Source organism: Micromonospora sp. NPDC002717 (genome assembly GCF_040295705.1).
Lineage (GTDB): Bacteria > Actinomycetota > Actinomycetes > Mycobacteriales > Micromonosporaceae > Micromonospora.
In genome coordinates, this window is the sequence record NZ_JBEOVW010000007.1 from 274,950 (window position 1) to 292,127 (window position 17,178).

12 protein-coding genes are annotated in these 17,178 nt (G+C 71.3%); 8 read left to right on the plus strand and 4 right to left on the minus strand.

The window, feature by feature from the left end; translation table 11 throughout:
• Positions 1-36: 36 nt before the first annotated feature.
• Positions 37-285 (minus strand): mersacidin/lichenicidin family type 2 lantibiotic, encoded by a 249-nt coding sequence (locus tag ABT006_RS13670; protein ID WP_350706121.1) that lies wholly within the window; start codon positions 283-285, stop codon positions 37-39.
• On the minus strand, positions 285-533 hold the full coding sequence (locus ABT006_RS13675; RefSeq protein WP_350706123.1) for a mersacidin/lichenicidin family type 2 lantibiotic: 249 nt from the start codon (positions 531-533) through the stop codon (positions 285-287). The genes ABT006_RS13670 and ABT006_RS13675 overlap by 1 nt, the downstream gene beginning before the upstream one ends.
• 333 nt (positions 534-866) lie before the next feature.
• On the opposite strand from ABT006_RS13675, the gene ABT006_RS13680 reads away from it, so the two are divergent.
• The 6 genes from ABT006_RS13680 (at position 867) to ABT006_RS13705 (ending at position 10,027) form a co-directional block, all read left to right on the plus strand.
• Entirely contained in the window at positions 867-1,043 is a 177-nt protein-coding gene (locus ABT006_RS13680; protein ID WP_176737180.1) for a hypothetical protein, read from the plus strand.
• Between the two features lie 112 nt (positions 1,044-1,155).
• Entirely contained in the window at positions 1,156-4,521 is a 3,366-nt protein-coding gene (locus tag ABT006_RS13685) for a type 2 lanthipeptide synthetase LanM family protein (protein WP_350706125.1), read from the plus strand.
• Positions 4,518-6,683: a peptidase domain-containing ABC transporter gene (locus ABT006_RS13690; protein ID WP_350706127.1), complete on the plus strand. Its 2,166-nt coding sequence runs from the start codon at positions 4,518-4,520 to the stop codon at positions 6,681-6,683. The genes ABT006_RS13685 and ABT006_RS13690 overlap by 4 nt, the downstream gene beginning before the upstream one ends.
• A gap of 132 nt (positions 6,684-6,815) precedes the next feature.
• Positions 6,816-8,171, plus strand: a complete 1,356-nt coding sequence (locus tag ABT006_RS13695; RefSeq protein WP_350706129.1) for an RNA-guided endonuclease InsQ/TnpB family protein — start codon at positions 6,816-6,818, stop codon at positions 8,169-8,171.
• A gap of 121 nt (positions 8,172-8,292) precedes the next feature.
• Positions 8,293-8,526, plus strand: a complete 234-nt coding sequence (locus ABT006_RS13700) for an MbtH family NRPS accessory protein (protein ID WP_350706131.1) — start codon at positions 8,293-8,295, stop codon at positions 8,524-8,526.
• A gap of 370 nt (positions 8,527-8,896) precedes the next feature.
• Positions 8,897-10,027: an ArsR/SmtB family transcription factor gene (locus ABT006_RS13705; protein WP_350706133.1), complete on the plus strand. Its 1,131-nt coding sequence runs from the start codon at positions 8,897-8,899 to the stop codon at positions 10,025-10,027.
• Positions 10,028-10,116: 89 nt separating this feature from the next.
• Here ABT006_RS13705 and ABT006_RS13710 read toward each other — a convergent pair whose 3' ends face one another.
• Positions 10,117-12,018, minus strand: coding sequence for an ABC transporter ATP-binding protein (locus ABT006_RS13710; protein WP_350706135.1), 1,902 nt, complete (start codon positions 12,016-12,018; stop codon positions 10,117-10,119).
• 285 nt (positions 12,019-12,303) lie between these two features.
• Entirely contained in the window at positions 12,304-12,474 is a 171-nt protein-coding gene (locus tag ABT006_RS13715; protein WP_350706137.1) for a hypothetical protein, read from the minus strand.
• A 331-nt stretch (positions 12,475-12,805) separates the two neighbouring features.
• Here ABT006_RS13715 and ABT006_RS13720 point away from each other — a divergent pair, with 331 nt between their 5' ends.
• Both ABT006_RS13720 and ABT006_RS13725 read left to right on the plus strand, forming a co-directional pair.
• Positions 12,806-15,793, plus strand: coding sequence for a lantibiotic dehydratase (locus ABT006_RS13720; protein WP_350706139.1), 2,988 nt, complete (start codon positions 12,806-12,808; stop codon positions 15,791-15,793).
• The gene (locus ABT006_RS13725) at positions 15,790-17,154 is read left to right on the plus strand and encodes a lanthionine synthetase C family protein (RefSeq protein ID WP_350706141.1); all 1,365 of its coding nucleotides are present in this window, start codon (positions 15,790-15,792) and stop codon (positions 17,152-17,154) included. The genes ABT006_RS13720 and ABT006_RS13725 overlap by 4 nt, the downstream gene beginning before the upstream one ends.
• The last annotated feature ends 24 nt before the right edge of the window (positions 17,155-17,178 follow it).

Consider the following 17,178-nt stretch of genomic DNA (forward strand, 5'->3'; position numbering starts at 1 on the left):
AGTCGTCGGTACCGGAATGCGGTTCGCCGACCGCCGTCAGCAGCTTCCCGACGTGCATCCGGCCGTCATGATCCAGCAGGTGTTGGTGCAGCCGAGGCTGCCCCACTGGCAGGTGAAGCAGGTGTAGAAGGTGAACGCCCGGTCACCGCCGAAGATGTCCGCCAGATCCGAGTCCAGGCCACCGACGGCGCCGACCGGGCTCTCCGGCAGGAGGGCGATGTCGGCGTCGTCGAGCGTGGTGCGGAAGGCGGGGTCCTTCCATGCGCGCACAACCGTGTTGTTCATCAGCATCCCCAGCAGGTGCGGCAGGTCCACAGCGGGTAGCAGGTGAGGCAGGTGCGGAAGGTGTAGGGCTCCCCGTTGCAGCAGCCCATCGTCGCGGTGGACTCGGTGCCGGCGCCCCGGGTCCCGTCCGTGACCATCTCACCCAACTCGACCCGGCCGACCGGGTGGGCCGGCAGCATGGCGAGTTCGCTGTCGTCGAGAGTGGCCCGGAAGACCGGGTCCTTCCACGCCCTCGCAGCAGTTTCCATGATTTCTCCGATCGATAGAAGAAGTGTCGCCACGCCTGCCGATCCACCCCGGACGACGGGGGCGGCAATTGCGGCGGGCGGCGATGAGCCCGCGGTCAGAACAGGCGACGGAATCGGAAACTCGGCTCGGCCAGGAACCGGTGCCGCCCGATGACGGCAGAAACCACACTGGACGCCGCCGGCTCACCGGTCAAGACCGACGGGCACCGGTTCTACCGCGACTGAATCGGCAGCGAACCGAGCGTCGACCGGAAAACAACCAGCGTCTGAAACGCTCGTCCCGCTCGGCCAGAACAGCGACGGTTCGCGATCCGACGAGGGGAGGTGACAGAAATGACGGAACGACCGGAACTCGTCGAGGACCCGATCGGTCAGCTGGACCTGACCGACCTCGACCAGGAGATCAACGGTGGTAGCAGCGCGGTGTGCTTCACCATCACGGTCACGATCTCCACCTTCAAGCACAGCATCTGTGGCACCTGCGGCATCTTCAGCGTCGGCTGCTGCTGATCCCGCGATGGCGATCGGCACTCCGGTCGCGTCACCGGGTGGGCGGAGGCGTCCGCCGTCCCCGCCCACCCGGAACCCGTTCCATCGTGACGAGCCGCAACGGAGAGACGTGATGGCCCCACGCAACACCGCAACGAGCGATCGCGCCGACCTCGGCAGCGACGTGTTCGACCGACCAGCCTGGTGGGCTGCCCTGTCCCTGGAGGAACGGCGGCGTGTGCCGGTGCCCGACACCGAGGCCGCCCGCAGCCGGGGCGCGCGCCGGCTCGACGCCTGGCGGACCGTCCGGGCCGCCACCGGCGGACTGGAGCCGAACCTCGCCCGGTGGCACGAGGCGGGCCTCAGCGAGGAGGAGTTGGGGCTGCTCCTCGGGGAGTCCTCCGACAGCCTGCGCGACCGGGTGCCGCAGCCACCGTCCTGGCTGACGAGCGTGGCCCAGGCGTGGTCCACCGATCCCGCCGACCTGCCCGCGTTCGACGCCGGCCCGACGGCCGACCTGGGACCGACCGCCGACCTGCTCGCGCTGGTGCACCCGTTGTCGCTCCGCTATCAGCAGCGGTTGCACGAGGAGGTGCGCCGACTCGCCCGCGACCTCGGCCACCGGGGCGGGATTCCGCCGCACCACCCGTTGCTGCGGCCGAACCACGAGGTCCACCTGGCGATGATCAGTCCGGTGCTCGCGGTCCACCTGCAACGCGCGCGCAGCGCAGGGACACTCTCCGGTGACACGCCGGCAGCACGCTTCGGCGACTTCGTCCGGCAGCTTCGCCAGCCCGCGTACGCCCTGCGGATCCTCGCCGAGTATCCGACGCTCACCCGGGAGCTCGTCGACGAGATGGAGACGTGGCTGGCGGTACGGAGCGAGCTGGCCCGACGCGTGCTGGCCGACCTGCCGGCGCTGCGCGCGGAGTTCGGACTGACCGCTACCTCGCTCGACGATCTGGTGGAGGTGCAGACCGGTGCCGGCGACACGCACCGCGGCGGGCGGAGCGTCGCGATCCTCACCTTCGCCGGCGGCGGCAAGGTGGTCTACAAGCCGCGCCCGCTCGCCGTCGAGTCGCACTTCTACGCCCTGGTCGACTGGCTCAACGCCAAGGGAATGGCCTGCCCACTGCGTCGGCTGACCATCGTGGAGCGGGCGGGGTACGGCTGGGTCGAGTTCGTCCACCCCGAGAGCTGCGCCGACGAGGAGGGGCTGCGCCGCTTCTACTGGCGCCAGGGCGCCTACCTGAGCCTGCTGTACCTGCTGCGCGCCTCGGACATCCACCTGGAGAACGTCATCGCCGCCGGCGAGCACCCGGTGATCGTCGACCTGGAAGCGATCTTCCAGCAGGCTCGGCCGACCACCGACACCCGGCCGCTGGTGCTGCCCGCCGAGGCGATGCACCGCATCGAGGAGTCCGTGCTGTCGATCGGCCTGCTGCCGCAGCGCCTGATCCAGCAGGACGGCGACGCGGTGGTGACCACCGAGCTGTCCGGGATGGCCGGCGGGCGGGGGGAACTGAGCCCGATGAAGGTGCCGCGGTGGCAGGACACCGGCACCGACCGGATGCGGCGGACCCGGGCCCGCATGGAGATGCCCGGCGGGCACAACCTGCCGACGGTCGCCGGCACCGCGGTGGACCCCGCCCGGTACAGGGCCGACCTGGTCTCCGGTTTCGAAGCCTGCTACCGGCTGCTGCTCGCGCACCGTGACGAGCTGGCCGCACCCGACGGGCCGGTTGCCGCGTTCGCCGCGGACGAGATCCGGTTCATCGTGCTGCCCACCATGGTGTACGGCCGTATCCTCGGCGAGTCCTGGCACCCGGTGGTGCTGGGCGACGCCCTGGACCGGGAGTGCCTGTTCGAGGTCCTCGCCACCCGCCATCCCGAGCTGGTGGCTGACCGAGCCGTCGCCGCCAGTGAGATCCGGCAGCTCGCCCGGCGGGACATCCCGTTCTTCCGGACCCGACCCGACTCCCGGGACCTGTACGACGACCGCGGCCTCGTCGTACGCGACTTCTTCCCCCACCGCGGACTGGACCTCGTCCGGGACCGGATCGCCGGGCTGTCCGCCGCCGACCTGCGCCAACAGAGCTGGGCCGTGTCGGCGTCGCTGGCCGCGCTGCAACTCGGCGACGGCCAGGAGGCCGTCGCACCCCGCACGCGCGTGGCGCCGGCCGAGGAGATCGACCAGGCGCTCGCCGAGCGTGCCGCCGTCCGCCTCGGCGACCGACTCCTCGAGACCGCGCTCGGCGACCCGGCCCGGCCGGTGTGGCTGACCCTCGCGCTCGTCACCGACCGGCACTGGAGCGTCGTACCCACGGCGTTCGAGAGCTACAGCGGGCTGTCCGGGATCGCGGTGTTCCTCGGCCAACTCGGCGAGCAGACCGGTCTGGCGCGGTTCCGGTCCGCGGCCGAGGCGATCGCCGCGATGCTCAGCGGACACGTCGACGCCCTGCTCGACTGGCCGGAGACCGACCGTGACCTGCTCGGCATCGGGGGCTTCAGCGAACTGGGCGGCTACGTCCACGCGCTGACCCAGCTCGGCGCGCTGTGGCGAGCGCGACCGCTGCTGGACCAGGCACGACGGCTCGTCCCGGAACTGCTCCGGCGGTTCGACGGCGACCGCGACCTCGACGTGGTCGCGGGCACCGCCGGCGCGGCGCTCGCGCTGCGCGCCCTGCACTCGGTCGAGCCGGACGAGCGGACATCGGTGGCGCTGCGGGCGGCGGGCGACCACCTGCTCGCCACCGCCTCCGCCCACGACCCCGGGTTGGCGTGGCCGTCCGCGATCCCCGCGCGATCGCCGCTGCTCGGCTTCTCGCACGGGGTGTCCGGCATCGCCTACGCACTCGCCGAGATCGCCCGGGTGACGGGCGAGCAGCGCTACCTCGACGCGGCCGAGCGTGCCGTGCAGTACGAGCACCTCCAGTACGACGCCGCCGCAGCCAACTGGCCCGACCACCGCGACGTCACCCCGCCGGGCACGTTCATGAACGCGTGGTGTCACGGTGCGGCCGGCGTCGCGCTGGCCCGCGCGGCCCTGCTCGGCACCGTGCGCATCCCCGAGGTGCGCGCCGACCTCGACGCGGCGGTCGCCTCGGTGCGGCGCAGCCTCACCTCGGGTGAGCTGCTCACCGGCACCGGCAACGACTGCCTGTGCCACGGCGACCTCGGCCTGGCGGAAGCCCTGCTCACCGCCGGCCTGGCCACCGGCGACGGAACGCTCGTCGCGACGGCGCGCAGGGCGACGCGCGCGGTCGCCGAGACGGTGCTCGCCGGCGAGGAGCTCTGCGGCGTACCGCAGGGGATGCACGTGCCGGGACTGCTGATGGGCACCGCCGGCATCGGCTACGGACTGCTGCGGGCCGCTCGGCCCGACCTCACGCCGAACGTCCTGCTGCTGGCTCCGCCGGTCGGCGCGGCACCCCGCGACCGCCAACCACCTGGCCCGGCCACCGCCGCCGCCCGTGCCGTCGCCGAGGAGGAAGCGTGACCCGCGTACCGGTGATCGTGCAGATGAGCAGCACCGAGTGCGGGCCGAGCTGCCTGGCCATGGTGCTCGGCGGGCTGGGACGCGCCACCGAGGTCCGGGAGCTGCGCGCCCACTTCGGGGTGGGACGCGACGGCACCAGCGCCCGCCGCATCCTCGAGGTGGCCCGCGAGTACGGGCTGGCCGCACGGGGACTGCGGGTGAACCAGGCCGGGCTGGCCAGCGTCCGCCTGCCTGCCATCGCACACTGGGGCGAGGACCACTTCACGGTGCTGGAGAAGGTCGGGCCGCGCCGGATCCGGATGGTGGATCCCGGACACGGCCGGCGGCGGCTGACGCACGAGGAGTTCTTCGCGGAGTTCTCGGGCACCGTGCTGGAGTTCACGCCGGAAGAGTCGATGCGGCGCCGGCGCCGCCCGATCCGCGACCACCTCGCCCTGCGGTTCCTCCGCGACCTGGTCCGGCTGGCGCCGCTGCTCATGGTGTTGGCCGTGGCGCTCTCGGCCGTGGTGCAGGTGCTCGGGCTCGCCTCCGCATGGGCGACGAAGTACGGCGTGGACGTCCTCATCGGGCAGCGGGCGGACACCCTGTCCCTCTTCGCCCTCGGCGTGGGCGCGTACATCGTGACGCACACCCTCGCCACCCTCTCCCGGGGGCTGGCGCTGCTGGTGCTCCAACGTCGGCTCGACGGCACCCTGGGTGAGCGTTTCATGAGCCACCTGATGCGGCTGCCGTACGCGTACTTCCAGACCCGCGGCGCCGGCGACCTGATGGGCCGGTTGAGCAGCAACATGGCGGTGCGGGACATGCTGACCTCGCAGCTTGCCACGCTCCTGCTCGACACCGTCTTCGTCTTCATCTACACCGCCCTGCTGGTGGCGCTGAGCCCGGCGTACGCCGCGGTGGTCGCAGTCCTGGCGGTCGCCCAGTTCGGCATCGTGCTGAGCACCATCCGGCTGGTCCACGAGCGTGCCCAGCGCGAGTTGGCCGCCGACGCGAAGGCGCAGAGCAGCGCGATCGACGCGCTGGCCGGGGCGGAGTTCCTGAAGAGTTCCGGGCTGTCCAACTGGGCGTTGCGCCGGTGGGCCGACCGGTTCACCGTGTCGGTGCGGGCCGGGTTCGAGCGGCGGCGGCTGGACCTCGTCAACGAGTCGGCGATGGGGATGTTCCAGGTCGCCGCGCCGCTGGTGCTCCTCCTGTTCGGCGTCGTCCAGGTGGTGGCCGGCCGGATGTCGCTCGGCACGATGCTCGGCCTGAACGTCGTCGCCGGGCTGCTGCTGGCGCCCGTCGGGCAGGTGATGGGTGCGCTGCGTTACCTCCAGACGATCGGGTCCCACCTGGAGCGCATCTACGACGTGCTGGACGAGGAACCGGAGCCGGCGCGCCCCCAGGCCCACCAGCCGGTCGAGCTGCGCGGGGAGATCGAGCTGCGCGGGGTCGACTTCCGGTACGACCTCGGCACACCGCTGGTGCTCAAGAACATCGACCTGCGGGTCGCGGCCGGGTCGAAGGTGGCGGTGGTCGGGTCGACCGGCTCCGGCAAGACCACCCTGGTACGGCTGCTCACCGGGCTGCTGCGGGCGAGCGCCGGGAGCGTCCTGGTGGACGGGCGGCCCCTCGACGAGTACGACCTGGAGCCGCTACGCCAGCGCTTCGGCGTGGTCACCCAGTTCCCGTACATCTTCGGCGGTTCCATCCGCGACAACCTGACTCTCGGCCGGCTCGACGTCACCGACGACGAGCTGCGCGAGGCGTTGCGCAAGGTGCAGTTCCTGCCGGATCTGGAGCGCATGCCGATGGGCCTGAGCACCGGCGTCGGTGAGGGCGGCGGCGCGCTCTCCGGTGGCCAGCGGCAGCGGCTGGCGATCGCCCGGGCGTTGCTGGCCAGGACGAACGTGCTCCTGCTCGACGAGGCGACCAGCCACCTGGACACCCTGACCGAGGCGGCGATCGCCGCCGAACTGTCGGCGCTCGGCTGCACCCGGATCGTGATCGCACACCGGATCAGCACGGTCAGCGACGCCGACCAGATCGTCGTGCTGCATCAGGGCGAGATCGTCGAGCGCGGTACCCACGAGGAACTGATGACATTGGGCGGCCGGTACGCCGAGCTGGCGCGGCGGCAGACGGGTCGGTTGACGGAGCGTGCGACAGCCGGGGGCTAGTGCGGTGTCCACAAACCTTTGCCGGGTTCGTCGACCGTGAAATTGTCGTACCCGTGGGGTTGGCTTCGGTTCGTGCCTCGTCGTCGGGATCCCGCCGCGCCACCGGTGGTGCATCGCACCGCTCGTGTCGCGGTGCGGGCGACGCCCGGGCAGCGGCGGCGGTGTTTCGGTCTATTGCGCTCGGCCGGCGATGTGTGGGCGTGCGTGCTGGAGGTCAACGCGTGGCGGCGTCGCCGCCATGACCCACCACTGGCGGGCTACCAGGAGTTGTGCCGGGAGTTGTCGGCCTCGGGTCCGGGCACCTTCGCCGAGCTGAACTCGGTGGGTGCACGGTCGGTGTTGCGGCGGTTTTCCGATGCGTGGTTCGCGGCGGCGAAACGCCGCACAGCCGGTGACCTGTCGGCACGGTTCCCCAGGCGGCGGCGGGGGTTGGTGCCGGTGCGTTGGTATCACGGCACGTTCACCCTCGACGGCCGCCGGGTGCGCATCCCCACGGCGAGGGGCACCGCGCCGTTGTGGGTGCGCCTGGCGCGCCAGGTGCCGTATCCGGTCGAGCAGGTTCGCTCGATCACCCTGCTGTGTGAGGGTGGCCGGCTGTTCCTCGACGTCACCGCCGAAGTCCCGATCACGGTCTACCCGGCGGGTGAGGGGCCGGACCCCGGCCGGGTGGCGGGCGTGGACGTGGGAATCATCCACCCCTACGCCGTCGCCGGCCCCGGCGGGGAGGGGCTGTTGGTGTCGGGGCGGGCGATCCGCGCCGAGCACCGCATGCACCTGGCCGACACCAAAGCCCGCCAACGTGCCGTCGCCCGCCGCGCGCCAAAACCCGGCCAGCGAGGGTCACGCCGGTGGCGCCAGTACCGGGCCCGCGCCCGCCAGGTGGAGGGCCGTCATCGGCGGCGGGTGCGGCAGGCCCAACACGAAGCCGCCCGCACCGTCGTCGACTGGGCCGTCGGCCAGCGGGTGGGGGTGTTGCACGTCGGCGACCCCCGCGGCGTCCTGGACCTGTCGGCGGGGCGGCGGCACAACCTGCGGCTACGGCAGTGGCAGATCGGCCGACTCCTGCACATCCTGACCGACAAGGCCACCCTCGCCGGCATCACCGTCCACCTCGTCAACGAACGCGGGACCTCGTCCACCTGCCCGACATGCCGGCGACGCGTGCCGAAGCCGCGGGGCCGGACCCTGACCTGCCCGCACTGCCAGTTCTCAGGCCACCGTGATCTCGTCGCGGCGGCCAGCATCGCCACCCGCACCCCGGGCGGCGGACCCACCACCCCCACAGCCCTGCCTGTGCTGCCCGGGGTGGTCACGCACCGTCGAGCCGGCCGGCACCTCCCCGGCACCGGCCGGTCCCGACGTGACCCCCGCCGCCCACCCGGGCGGCGCGAGGGTCAAATTGGCCGGCTGTGGCCCGCCCCACCAACCAGTGGGGAGTCGCTCGCCAATTCGGCGAGGATCCACAACACCCCCACCGGAACCCGGTGAACGTTAGTGGACACCGCACTAGTCGAAGGTCCGCTGCTCGATGGCGGCGGCTCGTCGTGCGCCCGCCCTGCGGGCGCACGCGTGCGTCACGGTCCGCTCGAACACCGCGGAGCGCTGTGGGATGCCACGGTACGAGGTGGTCGTGAACGACCTGGGGCAGTACTCGACCTGGCCGGCCGACCGGGAGCCACCGGCCGGCTGGTGGCAGGTCGCCGCACCACGGCAGACCGTGGGGGACCGGCGAGGCGGCGGCCCTCCTGTTCGCCGAGGCCGGCAAGCGGGCACTCGCGCGTCGTCTATATGTTCGGTAAGGAGCGGGCGTCGCCCTGCCGCGCAATTTCGACGGAAGTCGTAGCCGAGATGCGTCGCGTTGCCGGGAAGTTCTTTCGTATCCGGCACATTCGCCGTGACCAGCGCCGATGTGGCTGAGGGTCGGCGGGGCGGATTATCGCGGGTTCACGGTTCTGTAGCCGCCATGCTACGGTCGCTCGAAGCACATGCACGGCACTCTATCTACGGGCTGGAGGCAGCCGGCGACCGCCGCCGATGTCTGGGCTTTGTGGGAAAGTTGAGCTAACGCCACGCGATACGGGGGTTTCCTGTGGCAGGCAGCAGAGTCATGACTGGCTCCCGGCGAACACTGGGAACGGTGGTCCATTCGGCCGGCGAACGGGTTTCGGCCGGCGGTCGGGATTTCATCCGCGGCGTTCCCCTGACCTCGTCCCATGCGATTTGTCGGCATCGCGGTCCGTCAGCGGGCAAATGCGGCACCCTTCACCGAAATGCATGTGCCGCGCCTTTGCCGGGCACCGCACATGTCCGATGAGTCATTTCGGGTCGACAGTGCGGAAGTGCGGATAACCACCAGCCAACTGTGGGATACGCTTTCCAGCCTGTCGATTCTTCGACGCTACGGCGACCGGGCTCCCTGGCCCTACACGCGCTGGTCGGAATGGGCCTACCGGCATCTCCAGCACAGTCCGAAGCTCACATCCGTGCGGTGGTGGCAGGAACAGCAACCGGCTCCCTGGCCGGAATTCGTGCGGCCGTTGGCGGTCCCCACCGGGCTCGGGTTGCGCAAGGAACTGGCCGCCTTGCGGTCCGGCGCCGACGCGGTGCTCGCCGAATGGGCGGCGAAACACGTCCCGCGAGAAGCGCTGCCGGGGACGGGTGACGATCCCACCGAAGCGGTGAACTGGCTGGCCGACGGTTTCGCCGCGTACTGGGAGCTGGCGCTGGCGCCGCTCTGGAACCGGATGGGCGTCCTGCTCGACGACGAGCTGCTGCACCGGGCGAAGACGCTGGCGACCGAGGGACCCGCTGTGCTGCTGTCCCAGGTGTCGGCGCGCCGCGGAGCTCAGTTTCGTCGTCGCGGTGACACCGGATCTGACCGGCGTGGCCACACGTACGTCATGCCGCTGATCTTCTACACGGACGATCCCGCTACGTTGACGGACGACGCGGGCAACGTCGTGATCGTCTACCGGGCCGGGGGAGTGGCGACCCTCGCCGAGGCGGTCGGCGACACCGGCGGCACCGCGGCCCGCCCCGCCGAGGCCAGTACGACGAGCAAGCTCGGCGTACTCATCGGGCGAGGCCGGTCGATGGTGCTGAAAGCGGTGGATTCTCCGAACACGACGGCGGGGCTCGCGGACGAACTCAGCCTCGCTCCCAGCACGGTGTCCGAGCACCTGGCCACCTTGACGGAAGCGGGACTGGTGAGCCGGCGTCGAGTGGGCCGCCATGTGCTCTATGAAGTCAACTCCGTGGGCGCGGCGCTGGTCCGGCTGATGGACGAGTCGATGGACTGGGCCAGTCTGCCCAACAACCTGCCACGTCGTAGCGTGCCGCGGTAGCGCGTGGTCAGCGGGGCCCGACCCCGGACGTCGTGCACGACATCACGCGTCTGGGGCCGGGCCTCGTCAGCAGTCGGTCGGGAGCTCCGCTAGCCGCGGCTGGTGCCGGCGAAGGAACGGTCCCGGTCGGGACGGCGGGCGAACTGTGCCGCCTGCATGCGATACATGTCCGCGTACCGCTCGTTCGCTCGCATCAGCTGGTCGTGGTGTCCGTGTTCGACGATCTCGCCCTGCTCGAAGACGTAGACCCGATCCACTCGCGAGAGCGAGGCGAGCCGGTGCGTCACCAGGACGACCATGTGCCCCTGCTTGGCCAGCTCCATGGTCCGGTCGAAGATGTCGATCTCCGTCTGCGGGTCCAGTGCGGACGTCGGCTCGTCGAGGATCAGCAGCGGCGCGCCCCGGTACCAGGCCCGTGCCAGGCCGATGCGCTGCCACTGGCCGCCGGACAGGTTGGTACCGCCCCAGAATTGCTGTGCGAGCAGCGCGTCCCAGCCGTCCCGGAGATTTTCGATCACCTGATCCGCCCCGGTCGCCTCGGCCGCGGACCACAGGCGATCCGTGTCGGTGGCCGCTTGCGAGCGGCCGATGGCCACGTTGACGGAGGCGGTGAACGGCCACTCGACGGGCTTCTGCGCGACCAGCGCCACGTGTTCGGAGAGCGTGGCCCGGTCCAGCTCACCCGTGGGCACCCCGTCCCACTCGACGGTGCCGCCGGTGGGCAGATAGAGCCCGCTGAGCAGCTTGACAAGGGTCGACTTCCCGGAGCCGTTGGCCCCGACCAGGGCCACGACCTCACCGCGCCGGATCGTGAAGTCGACGTTCCGCAACACGGGCGCGGGGGAGCTGGGGTACCGGAAGGTCAGGCCCTTCGTGGCGATGGTGGCGGGTGCGGTGGCGACCGGCTGCCCGCCGCCACTGTCGGACAGCTCCTCGGCGCGCTGGCACGCCTCCTCCCAGTCGGAGACGTAGAGCGTGTCCTCGAACAGCTGCTGCCCCTGGATGAGGAGCGAGCCGACGCTCATCGTCGCCGACCGGATGGCGAGCGCGGCCGTCGCGGCGAAGGCGAGGGGGATCTGCCCCTCGACGGCGGCGAAGATCAGGAGGCCGTAGGTCAGCATCATCGCGCCACCGGCCGCGGCGCTCGTGATCATCTGGACCCGTGCCTCGCGGTTCGCCAGCGAGATCTCCTCGGCCACGGACTCGAGCGAGAGCCGGTCGTGGTGGCCGAGCAGGAAGCGCTGCACCCGGTGCGCGCGCAGCTCCTCCGCGGCCTCCCGGGTGGTGAGCAGCCGCGCCAGCATGTCCAGCTGCCGCAACAGGGGTTGCCGGCGGCGCATCGAGGCGTGCCACCGGCCGGCGATGTGGATCGACGCCCACGCCCGTGGCACCAGGGGGAGGAAGAGCAGGGGCAGCAGCCGCGGGTCGAGCACCACCAGGACCGAGCCCACGGTCACCACGGAGATCAGCCCGCTGCACATCTGCACACTGCTGTCGATCACCCGCTTGAGGGCGTCGACACCGCGCCGCCCCGCCGCGACGAGGTCGTTGACCTCCGGGTCCTCGATCGCGCTGAGCCGTGCGTACGAGGCCTTGCCGAGCAGTTCGCTCTGGGCCGCGTGCGCCACCCGGGGGGCCAGGCGCCCGGAGAACCGCAGGCTGACCGACTTGCAGGTGCCACCGCACACGGACGCGGCGACGACGACCAGGAGGGGTGGCAGGAGCGCGGGCAGCCCCCGGCCGCCGGCGATGAGCCCGGTGAACAGGTCGCGCAAGGCAAGCAGGTTGACGGCCATGACGACGCCCGACAGGAGCTGGCAGCCCACCACGAGAACCAGCGCGACCCGGTCCACTGACCAGCTCCACCGCAGCACCAACGCCACGATGTGCGGCAGACGGCGAACCATCGCCGCCTTGTTCGCGGAGCGTGCCTGGCGCCAGTTCTCCGGGGCCAGCCGGATACCTTTGCCGAACAGCGCGTCTTTCGTCACCTCGTCCTTTGCCGCGCTGTCTGTTGTCGCGGCTTCCTCAGTCACTGCGTTTTTTGCCACGGCCGGCCTTCCTGACGCAACCACACCATCACCACCATGTCTCAGGAATTGGTGGAACAAATCTGGCAAGAACCTGCGATCAGGTTGAATGGCAGTGAGCCGGCAGGGTGGCCGGCCGTGGGTTCCACATGGCGAAACAGAACCGCGGTCCACGTGTTCAGTGAATTGTGTACCGCTGCCCAGCCCGGCCCGATGTCCTCAGCCGGACGAGGGAAGGTGGATCAACTAGCCCGCGCAGCGGGGGCACTCGTACGCGATGGTGACCGTGCCGCAGGTGTAGGCGCAGGTGTTCATGCAGGTCGCAAAACACGTCCAGAACGTGATGGAGTCGGGGCCTGCTTCCGTGCCCGTCGCCTGGACGCTGGTCGTACGCAGATCGAGGTCGAACTCGCCCATTTGCCACTGCCTTTCTCGTCGCGTTCGGTCAATTGAAGGAGGCGCCGGCATGCTTTCCCTCCGAGGACGCAAGGTAGTCGTGTGCGAGGCGATTGCGCCATAATTCGGCTGCCGCCGAATAGTCGGAGAAGTGTTGACCAGCGGGGTTCGCGTCGTGTAGCCAGTTGTTGGCGGGCGAGCGACGAAAGGCTATGCGGTGACGGCGACTGGTGTACACGGAACCGGCGAGGACATGGTGACCGCGGAGGTGTCGATCGGCAGGCTGGCCGGTTTACCGACGCATTATCCGATGCCTATGCCCCCGGATGACCCCGGCGACCAGGACGGGGTTGTGACATTTCTCCGTGCGGTAGCGGCCGATCCGGTGCTCGCCGAGGCGATCACGGTCTCCAGCCCGTCGCTGGCGAGAACGTTGCAGGACGTCACCGAGGCGCGCCGGCTCAAGCCCGCGAAGCTGCGGCGGGCCTGTCTCGCGACGATGAGCTACCTCTCCCGGGCGACGCACCGCACCACCCCGTTCGGCTTGCTCGCGGGCGTCTGCCCGGTCGCGCTCGGCGACGAACCCAAGATCCGGATCGGCACCGAGCACGCCAAGGTCGCGTACGCCGACTACGGCTGGCTCGCCGGGCTGGTGCGTACGCTGCGCACCGATCCCGCGGTGCTGCCCACCCTCTCACTGATCGCCAACGACCTCTGCGACGTACGGGACGGCCGCTTCGTCCTCGCCTACCTGCCGGTCGACGACGCGCAGGCGAAGAACCGCGACCTGGAACGCACGGTCCGGCGAACCCGGGCCACCGCCCTCGCCCTGGCATCGGCGCGCACCCCGATCCGGTATCCGGACCTGCTCGCCGTACTGCGGTCGGAGTTCCCGGACGTCGAGCCCGCGGTCGTCGCCCGGGCGATCGCGGGGCTGGTGGAGAGCGAGTTCCTGCTGACCGACCTGCTGCCGTCCGTGACCGCAGTGGATTCGTTGCGCCACATCGTGGACCGGCTGCCGCACGACCACCCCGTCCGAGGCGAGCTGACCGAGCTCGACGAGCGGATCCGCGAGTACGGCGGCACCGGCATCGGGGGCGGCCGGGACTCGTGGCGGGACACGACCTCGCGCGCGAGTTCCCTGCACATTGCGGAGAACCTCCTGCAGGTCGATCTGCGCGTGGATGCAGACATCACGCTCCCGAGAGGGCTCGGCGCCGACGTGGCGGCGGCGGTCTCGATCGCGTGGCGGCTGCAGGGCGGTACGACCGACGCGGCGTCGGCGATGGCGCCCTACCGGATGGCCGCCGTCGAGCGCTACGGCGCGGGCCGGCTGGTGCCGCTCCGTGAACTGCTCGACCCGATCACCGGCCTGGGGCTGCCGGACCACTACGAGGGCCACCACCACGACGCGGACGGGTCGAAGCGACGCGACCGCGCACTCGTCGCCCTGGCGCAGGAGGCGGCGTTCACGGGACAGCGTGAGGTGCTGCTGGACGAGGCGCTGGTGGCACGGCTGGCCCATCGCGACGGGGAGCCGGGGCCTTCCGAGAGCGCCGAGGTGCTGGCCGAGCTGCTCGCGGACGACGACGAAGCCCTGCGCACCGGGGACTACCGCCTGGTGCTGACGAACGCCGGCAGCCGGCCCGGCGCCATGTTCGGCCGGTTCCTCCACGCCGTCGGCGAGCTGGCCGGCCCCGTCGCGCACCGGCTCCACGACCTCCACACCGCGGCGCCGGACGGCGAGGCGGCGGTGCCGGCCCAGGTGTGCGTGCCCCCGGGCGCCTCGCGGCAGTTCAACGTGCTGCGCACCCCGCTGCTCGCCGGCAGGGCGATCTCCATCGGCGGTGGGCTCGGCTTCCCGGGCGCCGATACCACGGTGAGCACGCTCGACGACCTGACCATCGCGGCACACCACGACCGCATGGAGGTGCACTGCACGCGCACCGGCACCGAACTCGTGCCGTTCGCACCACACGCGCTGAACCCCGCGATGCTGCCGCCGGCGGCCAGGCTGCTGCTCGACATCGGTGCGCAGTGGGCGCCGCCCATCATGCCCTGGTACTGGGGCGCGGCGGCCAACGCGCTGCCGTACCTGCCGCGCATCCGGCACGGCCGGGTGGTGCTGTCCAGCGCGCGCTGGATCCCGGACGCCTCGCTCACCGGCAGCGACCTGAGCTGGGAGCGGTGGCGCGTGCGGTGGCAGGAGTGGAAGGAGCGCTGGCGGGTCCCCGACGTCATCTACCTGACCTTCGCCGACCACCGCCTCCGCGTGGATGTCCGCCGCGAGGCCGCCCTGCGCATGGTGCGCGCCGAACTCGACCGCAAGCCGGGCACGGCCATCCACGAGGAACCCGCGGGAGGCGAGTACGGCAGGGGGTGGTCTGCCGGGCACGCCAACGAGATCGTCTTCGCCGTACGGGGAAAGCAACAGGGAAGGCAGCCCGAGGGCGAGCGGCAGAGGAAGCACCGCGACCGGGTGCCCGCGGCCTCCGCCGCATACCCGCCCGGCGGTGAATGGCTCTACCTCAGCGTTCTCTGCCCGGCCGCGGTGCAGGACCAGATCCTCGCCGCGCACCTGCCCGAGCTCGTCGACCGGGCCCGCGAGTTCTGCGACCGGTGGTTCTTCCTGCGGTACGCGGAGGACGGCAAGCTGTCGCTGCGGATCCGGTTCCACGGCGACCCCGGCGACCTCAACGGCAGGCTGCTCCCGGCGGCACATGCGTGGCTGTCCGAGCTGCGCGCGGCACACCTGGCCGAGGAGATGCTCCTCAGCACCTACCGCCCGGAGATCGGCAGGTACGGCGGCCCGGCCGCGATCGTGGCCGCCGAGCACGCGTTCGCGGCCGACTCCGAGCTGGCGCTCGAGCTCACCGCCATGCTGGCCGACGGGCAACTGGACGTACCACGGAACCTGCTCGCCGCCGCCAACCACCTCGACCTGATACGCACCCTCGCACCGGACGACTGGAACACGTGGCTGGTCGAGGCGTATCCGAAGGACGACCGGCACCACAAGGCATTCCAGGCGCACCGCCGCCGCGCGCTGGAACTGCTCGACCCGGCCGACGACTGGGCAGCCCTCCGCGAGGTCCCCGGTGGCGAGCGGCTGCGCGACGCGTGGCGGCGGCGCGCTCCCCGGGTGGCCGCGTACGGGCGGCTGATCCGGGACATGGTCGCCGACGGGCGGCTGGCCCCGCACCGGACGGAGTTCAGCTCGCTGCTGCACCTGTCCCACAACCGGCACACGGGGACGGACAGGGACGTCGAAGCCTCCACCTACGCCGTGCTGCGCGGGTTCGCGCAGGCCCAACTAGACAAGGACCGGCACCTGGGATGACCACGACCATCACCGGCAACCAGGCGCTCCGGCAGGAGGCCGCGGCCGCCGTCGCCGAGATCGCCGCCCGGCTCGACGATCCGGAGCGCGTAGCCGCACTCAGCCTCGCCTCGGAAGAGGCCGCCAAGCCGACCGGGCAACCGTACAACCAACCCTGGATTCCGCTGGGCCTGGCCGACAGTTACGTCGGCGTCGCAACGCTCTACGCCGAGCTGGCGCAGGCCGGCGACGAACCGGACGACCGCTACCGGAAGGTCGTGCACGACTACCTCTCCCACGCGCTGCACAACCCGCAGGGAGTCCCGGCGAGCGGGCTGGGCCTGTACATGGACGCCGTGTCGATCGCGTTCGTCGCCACCTGCGCCGGTGCGCGTACGGGTGACTTCAGCAACCTCGGCAGGCAGCTCGACGACCTCATCGCGCCCGATGCCGGCAACGGCATCGACCGCATCCGGGCCATGATCGAGGAGCGGGGCGGGGTCAGCGCCAGCCCGGACTACGACGTCATCTCCGGGCTCACCGGGCTCGGCCGGCTGCACCTCATGCGGCACCTCCAGCACGGGAGTTCGCGTGCCGGGCTCGACGCCATTCTCGGCCTCTTCACCGAAGTGACGACGGCACCTGACATCACGGTCGGCGGAACGCGGATCTCGCCCTGGTACTCGCTGGACCGGATCGGGAAGTGGCCGGACGAACCCGGCATCGTCAACCTGGGTATCGCGCACGGCATCGCCGGCCCGCTGGCGCTGCTGTCCTTCGCGCAGCGCGACGGCGTCACCGTGCCCGGCACGACCGAAGCGGCGGAGGGCATCGCGCGCCTGTTTATCGAGTACCGCATGCTGGACGAGTTCGGCCCGTACTGGCCGGCCGGGATAACCGTCCAGGACGGCGCGATCGTGCCCTACTCCGAGGGGCGCATGCGCGACGCATGGTGCTACGGCTCGTTCGGCGTCGCGCGGGCGATGCAGGTGGCGGGCGAGGCCTTCGGGCGACCGGACTGGGTCCAGGAGGCCGTCGCCGCCGCGAACGCGGCGGTCCGCGCCGCCGAGGCGCGCCCCGAACTGGTGACCGACTTCGCGCTGTGCCACGGATGGGCCGGGATCCTGCACACCGTGCAGTGCATGGCCGCCGACACCGCAGACGCCGAACTGGCCGCGGCCGCCGAACGCATGGCCAGGCGCGTGCTCAGTGGCTTCGATCCGGACAGCGCGTTCTGCTACGTGGAGAACAGCATGCCCCCGGTGGCGGCCGACCGGCCGGGATTCCTCCTGGGCGCAGCGGGGATCGCCCTCGCGCTGCACGGGTTCGCGACGGGCCGGCCCTCGGTGACCATGTGGGACGCTGCGCTGATGTTCAACTAGCGGCCCGTGTCCGACACGGACATC

What these genes read in the sequence shown, in the direction of transcription:
- ABT006_RS13675 (WP_350706123.1), bottom strand. Translation starts at nt 533, where the DNA reads ATGGAAACTGCTGCGAGGGCGTGGAAGGACCCGGTCTTCCGGGCCACT.
- ABT006_RS13685 (WP_350706125.1), top strand. Translation starts at nt 1,156, where the DNA reads ATGGCCCCACGCAACACCGCAACGAGCGATCGCGCCGACCTCGGCAGC.
- ABT006_RS13715 (WP_350706137.1), bottom strand. Translation starts at nt 12,474, where the DNA reads ATGGGCGAGTTCGACCTCGATCTGCGTACGACCAGCGTCCAGGCGACG.
- ABT006_RS13700 (WP_350706131.1), top strand. Translation starts at nt 8,293, where the DNA reads ATGCCACGGTACGAGGTGGTCGTGAACGACCTGGGGCAGTACTCGACC.
- ABT006_RS13705 (WP_350706133.1), top strand. Translation starts at nt 8,897, where the DNA reads ATGCGATTTGTCGGCATCGCGGTCCGTCAGCGGGCAAATGCGGCACCC.
- ABT006_RS13680 (WP_176737180.1), top strand. Translation starts at nt 867, where the DNA reads ATGACGGAACGACCGGAACTCGTCGAGGACCCGATCGGTCAGCTGGAC.
- ABT006_RS13670 (WP_350706121.1), bottom strand. Translation starts at nt 285, where the DNA reads ATGAACAACACGGTTGTGCGCGCATGGAAGGACCCCGCCTTCCGCACC.
- ABT006_RS13725 (WP_350706141.1), top strand. Translation starts at nt 15,790, where the DNA reads ATGACCACGACCATCACCGGCAACCAGGCGCTCCGGCAGGAGGCCGCG.